At 71.4% G+C, this 6020-nt stretch carries 4 protein-coding genes and 1 pseudogene; 1 reads left to right on the top strand and 4 read right to left on the bottom strand.

The window, feature by feature from the left end:
- Positions 1 to 103 precede the first annotated feature (103 nt).
- The 4 genes from MFF61_RS33430 to MFF61_RS33415 form a co-directional block, all read right to left on the bottom strand.
- Positions 104 to 388 carry an exodeoxyribonuclease VII small subunit gene (locus MFF61_RS33430; RefSeq protein ID WP_238242111.1) on the bottom strand — a complete coding sequence of 95 codons (285 nt, stop codon included), beginning with the start codon at positions 386 to 388 and terminating at the stop codon, positions 104 to 106.
- Positions 389 to 541: 153 nt separating this feature from the next.
- Complete coding sequence (gene serA / locus MFF61_RS33425; protein WP_238242106.1) at positions 542 to 2149, bottom strand: phosphoglycerate dehydrogenase; 1608 nt, start codon at positions 2147 to 2149, stop codon at positions 542 to 544.
- 146 nt (positions 2150 to 2295) lie between these two features.
- A complete protein-coding gene (locus MFF61_RS33420) occupies positions 2296 to 3468 on the bottom strand; it encodes a phosphoserine transaminase (RefSeq protein ID WP_238242103.1) in 1173 nt (390 codons plus the stop codon).
- Between the two features lie 84 nt (positions 3469 to 3552).
- Entirely contained in the window at positions 3553 to 5082 is a 1530-nt protein-coding gene (locus MFF61_RS33415) for an FAD-dependent monooxygenase (protein ID WP_238242101.1), read from the bottom strand.
- A 588-nt stretch (positions 5083 to 5670) separates the two neighbouring features.
- Here MFF61_RS33415 and MFF61_RS33410 point away from each other — a divergent pair.
- Positions 5671 to 6020 (top strand): annotated as a pseudogene (locus MFF61_RS33410) (IS3 family transposase); the annotation flags it as partial.

Below are 6020 nucleotides of genomic sequence, written 5' to 3'. Positions count from 1 at the left end.
AACCCGATCGAGGAGGGGGAGGCTGAGCGGTGACACCGAACGATCCTCATGTTCGGAGAAGGGGAGCGCGCCGGCGCGGGGCCGGGGCGGGCTGAAGGATCGCTCACGCGACGTCGAGCGGGGCCGTGCCGGTGGCGCTGCCGTCCGGCCCGAGTGTGATGCGCTGGATGCGCGCCTCGGCGCGCTGCAGCAGCTGCTCGCAGTGACGCTTGAGGCTCTCGCCGCGCTCGTAGATCGCGACCGATTCGTCGAGCGGGACGTTGCCCTGTTCGAGGCGCTGGACGATCCCTTCGAGTTCCTCGAGGGCCTTCTCGAACGGCAGGTCTCCCATCGCGGCCGGGCCGGGCGACGGGGCGGCGGACGCGGCATCGGACCGGGCTGCGGTCATCCCTTCAAGCTCCCAAGAGAGCGAAGGGTTATGGCGGGGGCGTCAGCCCAACACAACCCCGCCACATCTCCGGGCCGGCGAACCCCCGCCCGGGACGGATGTTTCCCGGACGAGGGCTGCCTTTGCGCCACACTGATTAACGATGGTTCAGGATCAGAAGCGCACCACGCGGGCGCGCTTCACGTGCGGGATCGCCTCGATCCGGCGCAGCAAGTCGGGCGAGACCGGCTCGTCCACGGCGGCAAAGCAGATCGCGTCACCCCCCGGCCGGTCGCGGCCGAGATGGAAGGTCGCGACGTTGACGCCGGCCTCGCCCATGAGGGTGCCGAACTGCCCGATGAAGCCCGGCCGGTCGGCGTTGCGCACGTAGAGCATCTGCGGGGCGAAGGCGGCTTCGAGGGCGATCGAGCGGATCTCGACGATGCGCGGCGTGCCGTCCTGGAAGACGGTGCCGGCCGCGTCGCGCGGCATGTCCTCGGCCTCGACCGTGACGTGCAGCACCGAGCCGTAATTGCTCCCCCCGCCGGTGCGGGTCGTGGTCTCGACCACGAGGCCGCGCTGGCGGGCCACCTCGGTGGCCGAGACCATGTTGACCCCTTCGAGGAACGGCCGCAGCGCCCCGGCCACCGCCGCCGCGGTGAGCGCCCGGATGTTCATGCCGGCGACCTCGCCCTCGAAGGCGATGCGGATGCCCCGGATCGGCGCCTCGGTGAGCTGGCCGAGAAAGGAGCCGAGCCGCTCGGCCAGCGCCACGTAGGGGCGCAGCCGCGGCGCCTCCTCGGCCGAGATCGACGGGAAGTTGACCGCGTTGCGGATCGCCCCGTGCAGGAGGTTGTCGGCCATCTGCTCGGCCACCTGCAGGGCGACGTTCTCCTGGGCCTCACGGGTCGAGGCGCCGAGATGCGGCGTGCAGATCACGTTCGGGTGGCCGAACAGCACGTTCTCGGTGGCCGGCTCGACCGAGAACACGTCGAAGGCCGCCCCCGCCACGTGGCCCGCATCGAGGGCGGCGCGCAGGGCCGCCTCGTCCACGAGGCCGCCGCGGGCGCAGTTGACGATGCGCACCCCCGGCTTGGTGCGCGCCAGCGCCTCGGCCGAGAGGATGTTGCGGGTCTTGTCGGTGAGCGGCACGTGGAGCGTGATGACGTCGGCCCGGCGCAGGAGTTCGTCGAGGTCCACCTTCTCGACCCCGATCTCCACCGCCCGCTCCGGGGTCAGGAAGGGATCGTAGGCGATGACCCGCATGCGCAGGCCGATGCCGCGGTCGGCGACGATCGCCCCAATGTTGCCGCAGCCGATCACGCCGAGGGTCTTGGCGGTGAGCTCGATGCCGAGGAAGCGGTTCTTCTCCCAGCGGCCCGCCTGCGTCGAGGCATCCGCCTGCGGGATCTCGCGGGCGAGCGCCAGCATCATGGCGATGGCGTGCTCGGCGGTGGTGACGGCGTTGCCGTGGGGCGTGTTCATCACGATCACGCCGCGGGCGGTGGCGGCCGGCACGTCGACGTTGTCGACGCCGATGCCGGCGCGCCCGATCACCGTCAGGCGGGGCGCCCGGTCGAGCAGGGCGGCCGTGATCTTGGTGGTCGAGCGGATCGCGAGGCCGTCATAGGCGCCGATGGCGGCGGCGAGCGCCTCCTTGTCCTTGCCCAGCTCGGGACGCAGGTCGGCGACGAGGCCGCGCTCGCGGAAGATCGCGACGGCGGCGGGGGAGAGGGCGTCGGAGATGAGGACGCGCTTGGGGGTGGTTTTGGGGCCGGTCATGGGTGGGGCTCCGGATTCGAGAGGCCGAATCCGCCCGGGGATTGCGACGACAGCCGGGACAGGACGCGGGATCCCCTCTCCCGCGCGGGAGAGGGGGCATCGTCCGCGCGACCGCAGGCGGTCCGCCCGGGGCGATCCGGCAGGGGTCAGGCGGCCTGCTGCAGCAGGCGGGACTTTTCCTGCGCGAAGGCCCAGTCGAGCCACGGCGTGAGCGCCTCGAGGTCCGCCCGCTCGACGGTGGCTCCGCACCAGATGCGGAGCCCCGCCGGCGCGTCCCGGTAGGCGCCGATGTCGAAGGCGACGCCCTCGCGCTCCAGGCCGGCCGCGATGCCCTTGGCCAAAGCCGCCACCGCCTCCGGCCCCCGGTCCGTCACCTCGGGATCGGCGATCACGAGGCAGACGCTGGTGTTCGAGGCGGTGGCCGGCTCGGCCGCGAGGTTGGCGATCCAGGGCGTGCGCGCCACCCAGGCGGCGATCACCGCCGCGTTGGCATCCGCCCGGGCGCGCAAAGCCGGCAGGCCGCCGATGCCCTGCGCCCACAGGAGCGCGTCGATGTAGTCCTCCACCGCCAGCATCGAGGGCGTGTTGATGGTCTCGCCCTGGAAGAGGCCCTCGATCAGCTTTCCGCCCTTGGTCATGCGGAAGATCTTCGGCATCGGCCAGGCGGGGGTGTGGCTCTCCAGCCGCGCCACCGCGCGGGGGGAGAGGATCAGCATGCCGTGCGCGGCCTCGCCGCCCAGCACCTTCTGCCAGGAGAAGGTCACGGCATCGAGCTTGGCCCAGTCGAGGTCCTGCGCGAAGGCGGCCGAGGTGGCGTCGCAGATCACCACGCCCTCGCGGTCGGCGGCGATCCAACCGGCATCCGGCACGCGCACGCCCGAGGTGGTGCCGTTCCAGGTGAACACCACGTCGTGACGCCGGGTGTCGATCGCCGCGAGGTCGGGCAGCCGGCCGTAGGGCGCGGTGGTGACGCGGGCGTCGAGCTTGAGCTGCTTGACCGCGTCGGTGACCCAGCCCTCGCCGAAGGATTCCCAGGCCAGCATCTCGACCGGGCGCGGGCCGAGCAGCGACCACATCGCCATCTCGACTGCCCCGGTGTCGGAGGCCGGCACGATGCCGATGCGGTACGCGTCCGGCACCTGCAGCACGGCGCGCGTGAGGTCGATCGCCTGCTTCAGCTTGGCCTTGCCGAGCTTGGCACGGTGGGAGCGGCCGAGGGGCGCATCCGCGAGGGCGGCGGGGGTCCAGCCGGGGCGCTTGGCGCAGGGGCCGGACGAGAAGAAGGGCGCGCGCGGGCGCGCGGCGGGCCGGGTCGTCATCGCTTGTGTCCATCCTTCCAGATGGGCGCCTCTCGGTGGGGAGAGGTGTCCCGCCGCCGGGAATGACGCGGCGGCGGGCCGAGGTCAAGCGGCGTGTGCGAAGCGCAGGCCGTGCCGCTGCGCGTAGTCGCCGAGCAGCCCGGCCTCCTGGTCGGGCAGCGCCAGCGCCACGTGGCCGTCCGGCCGCACCAGGTAGGCGGCGTCGCGCGACAGCCCGGCGGCCTCGGCGGCCGGGCCGTGGGGCAGGGCGTGGAGCGGCAGCCCGAGGCCGGCGGCCTCCCCGGCGAGCCCGGGGCGGGCGCGGCCGTAGACGTGGAGCTGCCAGGCCAGCGCCTGGAGTGGCGCGAAGTTGTCGCCCTCCGGCGCGGGCGCCCAGGGCAGGCGGTCGCCGCCGCGCACCTCGCCGGCGCGGCCCTCGCTCAAGGGGCTGTCCGGGTAGGCGATGCGTACCTGCGAGACGACCTCGAACATCATCCGCCGGGTGACCCGGAAGCCCCAGAGGAGCGGCATGAGGTGGGGCAGGAGCCACGTGCGCAGCACCTGATGGCGCAGGCCCTTGCCCACCACCGCCTGGAAGGCCCGGTCGGTGGAGGCGACGAGTTGGCGGGCGAAGGCGATCCGCTCCGGCTCGTAGCTGTCGAGGAGGGCGGGCGTCGCCAGCCCGCGCTGCACCGCCGCGAGCTTCCAGGCGAGGTTCACGGCGTCGCCGATGCCCGTGTTCATGCCCTGGCCGCCCGCCGGGCTGTGGATGTGCCCGGCATCGCCCGCGATGAAGCAGCGGCCGACCCGGAAGCGGGCCGCCACGCGGTGGTGCACGTGGTAGGTCGAGAACCAGTTCACCTGCGCCACGCGCAGGCCCAGCAGCGCCTCGGCGGAGGGCTGCACGTCCGCGAAGGCGAGGTCCTCCCGTCCGACCAGGGGAGGGGGCACGATGCCGATCAGCCGGTGCATGCCGCTGGAGCGCACCGGCATCACCAGCCCGAGGGCGTCCGCCCCAAGATGGACGAACACGTCGTCGCCGGGACGCTGCGCGAGGCGCACGTCCGCGACGTAGAACATCTGCGCGTAGGTGCCGCCCGGAAAGTCGAGCCCGAGCCCCTGGCGCACCCGGCTGTGCGCCCCGTCGCAGCCGCAGAGATAGGGGGTCTCGCAGGTCTCCCGCGTGCCCCCGCGGTCGAGCAGAGCCGCGACGCGCGCCTCGTCCTGCGTGAAGCCGGTGAGTTCGGTGTTCCACTCCACCCGCACGCCGGCCTCGGCGAGCGCCGCGACGAGGAAGCGCTCGTGGTCGTCCTGGGGGAAGCAGAGCATGAACGGGAAGGGGCTGATGCCCTGCCCGAGATCGGCGAAGCTCACCGCGGCCGCCTCCGCGCCGCCCTCCCGCAGGTGGACCGCGCCCATCCGGATGCCGCGCGCCACCACCGCCTCGGCGAGGCCGAGCTGCTGGTAGAATTCGAGCGTGCGGGCATGGACCACGAGGGCGCGGGAGGCCTCGCCCGGGCCGGAGCGCCGGTCGATGATCCGCACCGGCACGCCGTGGCGGGCGAGCCGCAGGGCGAGGACGAGCCCGGTCGGGCCCGCGCCCGCGACGAGGATCGGGGAAGCGGACGAGGCCATGCGCGTACCCTCCTGGCGCGCATCGTATGGCCCGCGGGCCGTCTTGCAATGATGGTCACATCCCTGCGCCTGGCGAATGGATCGGAGAAGCACGACAGCCCGACCTACGCTTGCCGACAAACTGAGGTGGGTTCGTTTTGCTGAGTCGGATTCTTCCTCCTGCCAATCGGCTACTGCCTCAGTTTTCACTGGCGCCGCGTCACAGCCACAGCATTGATGCCGAATCGGATATTTTTGCGCTCGAAACAAGACACCTCACCAAGAGGCGGCTCTTCAACGCGCATCACACGGCGTGCAGATCGGCCTTCTACATCTTTTACATAGTGTTTCAAATTTCACGATGGCGCATTTTTGGTGGAATTAAATCGGTTTAATCAACCATATTTGCATGTATGACATTCAAATTACCTCGATTTACCCAGACACCGGCAGGAATAGAGTGGGGCTCCCCACCGGTGAATTTTGTCGTATCAAGGCAAGACAATCATGACGCCTTGGCGGATCGGGTCTAGCGGAGGGGTTCGGCCGCTCCGTCGTCATACGAGGCTGGGGCATGCGCCCTGCAAGACCATCACGCTCGCCCCTTCCGATCACCGCAAGGTCTGGGCGCGGCTGCGCCACAAGGGCGTGCGCACCTCCAAGCGCCAGGTGCTGCGCCTGATGCGCGCATGATCTGTTCGCCCCCTTGCGCGTCGGCGTGCCGCACGGCTGGCGCCCGCAAGACGGCACCATCATCCCGAAGGCGATGGACACGATGTGGGGCGCCGACCTGAACGCCATCTGGACCGCTGAGGGCCAAGTCGCGGTGTTCGTGGCTATCGACCACTGCTCGTCCGAGTGTGTCGGCATCCATGCGGCACGCCGGGCCACGCGGTTCGAGGCGCTGGAGCCGATCTGCCAACCGAACGCGGTGCGGCCGGGTCGGCGTGAGGCCGGAC

The sequence above is a fragment of the Methylobacterium isbiliense genome, assembly GCF_022179325.1.
GTDB lineage: Bacteria > Pseudomonadota > Alphaproteobacteria > Rhizobiales > Beijerinckiaceae > Methylobacterium > Methylobacterium isbiliense.
Note: the sequence above shows the minus strand (reverse complement) of the source record. Positions and strands in the feature narration are given on the sequence as shown.

Coding starts and splice junctions, on each gene's coding strand:
- serA (WP_238242106.1), bottom strand. CDS start 2,149: ATGACCGGCCCCAAAACCACCCCCAAGCGCGTCCTCATCTCCGACGCC.
- MFF61_RS33415 (WP_238242101.1), bottom strand. CDS start 5,082: ATGGCCTCGTCCGCTTCCCCGATCCTCGTCGCGGGCGCGGGCCCGACC.
- MFF61_RS33430 (WP_238242111.1), bottom strand. CDS start 388: ATGACCGCAGCCCGGTCCGATGCCGCGTCCGCCGCCCCGTCGCCCGGC.
- MFF61_RS33420 (WP_238242103.1), bottom strand. CDS start 3,468: ATGACGACCCGGCCCGCCGCGCGCCCGCGCGCGCCCTTCTTCTCGTCC.